Annotated in this window: 1 protein-coding gene; it reads right to left on the bottom strand. The window is 73.5% G+C overall.

Annotated elements, in window-relative coordinates; all coding sequences use genetic code 11:
• Positions 1-3,272: type I polyketide synthase (locus tag ACWDEN_RS47940; RefSeq protein ID WP_450864440.1), on the bottom strand; the 3,272-nt coding region annotated here is incomplete at both ends.

Below are 3,272 nucleotides of genomic sequence, written 5' to 3'. Positions count from 1 at the left end.
GACCCAGTACTCCGGGTCGGTCAGCTCGTCCGTCACCGGGGTGCCGGTGAGGGTGGAGACGATGGGGATGCGCGGGCTGCCGTACTCCAACTCCGTTGCGATTGCCCGGAATTCGTCGAGCATGGGTTCCATGAGCGGGGAGTGGAAGGCGTGGGAGACCTTCAGGCGGGTGGTCTTACGGCCCTGGGCCTCGAAGTGCGCCTTGATCCGCAGCGCTTCCGCCTCCACACCGGAGACCACCACCGCCTGCGGGCCGTTCACGGCGGCGATGCCGATGCCGTCGGCGAGCAGGGGGCGTACTTCTTCTTCGGTCGCCTGGACGGCGACCATCGCGCCGCCCCCGGGGAGGGCCTGCATCAGCCGGCCGCGCGCGGTGATCAGTTTCGCGGCGTCGGCGAGGGACAGTACCCCGGCCACATGCGCGGCGGCGAACTCACCGATCGAATGCCCCGCCAGATAGTCGGGGGTGATGCCCCAGGACTCCAGCAGCCGGTACAGGGCGACTTCGAGGGCGAACAGGGCGGGCTGGGTGAACTCCGTACGGCTCAGCCGCTCGGCGTCCTCGCCCCAGACGACGTCCCTGAGGTGCGGGTCCAGCTCGGCCAGGACCGCGTCGAAGGCCTGCGCGAACACCGGGAACGCGTCGTACAGCTCCCGGCCCATCCCGACCCGCTGCGCCCCCTGACCCGTGAACAGGAACGCCGTCAGGCCGTCGGCGCGGTGCGTACCGGTGACCGTCTCGGGCGACGTACGGCCCTCGGCCAGCGCGGTCAGACCGCGCAGGGCCTGGGCGCGGCCCTCGGCGACGACCGCGGCACGGTGTTCGAGCGCCGCGCGTGAGGTCGCCAGCGAGAAGCCCGTGTCGACCAGATCCAGCTCCGGGTCGGACTCCAGCAGCTCCTTCAGCCGCGCGGCCTGGGCGGACAGGTTCTGCGCGCCGCGGGCCGACAGCAGCAGGGCCGTGGCGTGGCCGTCCGCCGCGGGCCGTGCGGGCTGCTGAGCCCGGGGAGTCTCGTCCCGGTCGGGGGCCTGCTCCAGGATGATGTGCGCGTTGGTGCCGCTGAGGCCGAAGGAGGAGATACCGGCCCGGCGCGGACGCCCGGTCTCGGGCCAAGCACGGGCCTCGCCGAGCAGCCGGACGTTTCCGGCCGTCCAGTCCACCTTGGGCGACGGCTCGTCCACGTGGAGCGTCTTGGGCATGACGCCGTTGCGCAGCGCCATCACCGTCTTGATCACGCCGCTGACGCCGGAGGCCGCCTGGGCGTGCCCGATGTTCGACTTGATGGAGCCGAGCCACAGAGGCTGGTCCTCGGGGCGGCCCTGACCGTAGGTGGCCAGCAGCGCCTGCGCCTCGATCGGGTCGCCCAGCGTCGTGCCCGTGCCGTGGCCCTCGACGAGGTCCACGTCGGTGGCGGACAGCCCCGAGACCGCCAGCGCGCGCTGGATGACCCGCTGCTGGGACGGCCCGTTGGGCGCGGTCAGGCCGTTGCTCGCGCCGTCCTGGTTGATCGCCGAGCCCTTGACGACGGCCAGGACCGGATGTCCCTTGGCCCGCGCCTCGGACAGCCGCTCGACGAGCAGCAGGCCCACGCCCTCCGACCAGCCGGTTCCGTCGGCCGCGCCGGCGAACGCCTTGCAGCGACCGTCGGCCGCCAGCCCCCGCTGCTGGCTGAAGTCCACGAAGATGTCCGGCGTCGGCATCACCGTCACACCGCCCGCCAGCGCCATCGTGACCTCACCCTGGCGCACCGCCTGGCAGGCCATGTGCAGGGCGACCAGCGAGGACGAGCACGCGGTGTCGACGGTGACCGCCGGGCCTTCCAGACCCAGGAGGTAGGAGACCCGGCCGGAGGCGATGCTGCCCGCACTGCCGTTGCCGAGGTAGGGCGACAGGTCGTCCGGCACGGCACCGGGCCGGCTGCCGTAGTCGTGGTACATCACGCCCACGTACACACCGGTCTGGGTGCCGCGCAGTGTCGTCGGGTCGATGCCGGCCCGCTCGATCGCCTCCCAGGAGACCTCCAGCAGCAGCCGCTGCTGCGGGTCCATGGCCAGCGCCTCGCGCGGCATGATGCCGAAGAACTCCGGGTCGAACTCGGCAGCGTCGTGCAGGAATCCGCCGCTGACCGTGTACGTCTTGCCCGGGGTGCCCGGCTCGGGGTCGTACAGGCCCGACGCGTCCCAGCCGCGGTTGACCGGGAAGCCGGACACCGCGTCCCGGCCGTCGGCCACCAGCTCCCACAGCTCCTCGGCGGAGCGGACCCCGCCAGGGAATCGGCAGCCGATGCCGACGATGGCGATCGGATCGTCGTCCGCGGCGGCGGAGACGGCCGGCACGGGCAGTGCGGATGCGGCCGTCGCCGCGGACGTGCCGCCCGACTTCTCGATCACGAGGGCGGCGACGGCACGGCAGTTGGGGTAGTCGAAAACGAGCGTGGCCGGCAGCTTCAGGCCCGTGACCGCGTTGAGCGCGTTGCGCAGCTCGACCGCGGCGAGCGAGTCGAAACCCAGCTCCTTGAAGGCCCGGTCGGCGCCGACGGACTCGATGCCGCTGTGGCCGAGAACGGCGGCCACCTCCTTGCGGACCAGTTCGAGCACCGCTCGGTCGCGTTCGGCGCCGTTGAGACCGGCCAGACGCTGCGCCAGTGCCCCGCCGCCGTCGGCGGAGGACGCGGCGGACCGGGCCGCGCGGCGGGCCGGGCCCCGGCCGAGACCCCGCAGCAGCGCGGGCGGCTCGTCGGCGCGCGAGCCCAGCGCCGCCCGGTCGACGCGCACCGCGGTCACCTGGTGAGCCCCGGTGGCCAGCGCGGCGTCGAAGAGCGCGAGCCCCTCGGCGACCTCCAGCGCCGGCATGCCGAGCCGCCGCATCCGGTCGAGGTCGGAGTCGGCGATCGGACCGAGGCCGGTGTCCACCGCCCACATGCCGAACGCCAGGGAGGTCGCCGGGAGCCCGGCGGCGGCGCGGTGGTGGGCGAGGGCGTCGAGGAAGACGTTGGCGGCGGCGTAGTTGGCCTGTCCGGCGGCCAGCACCTGGCCGCCGGCGGAGGAGAACAGGACGAACGCGTCGAGGTCCAGGCCGCGTTCGAGGCTCAGCTCGTGCAGGTGCCAGGCGGCGTCCGCCTTCGGCCGCAGCACCTTGTCCACCTGCTCGGGGGTCAGGGTCCCCGCGAGACCGCTGTCGATGACGCCCGCGGTGTGGACGACGGCGCGGAGGGGGTGTTCGCGGGGGACGGTGTCGAGGAGGCGGGCGAGGGCGTCGCGGTCGGCGGCGT

The organism is Streptomyces sp. NPDC001153 (genome assembly GCF_053598315.1).
Note: the sequence above shows the minus strand (reverse complement) of the source record. Positions and strands in the feature narration are given on the sequence as shown.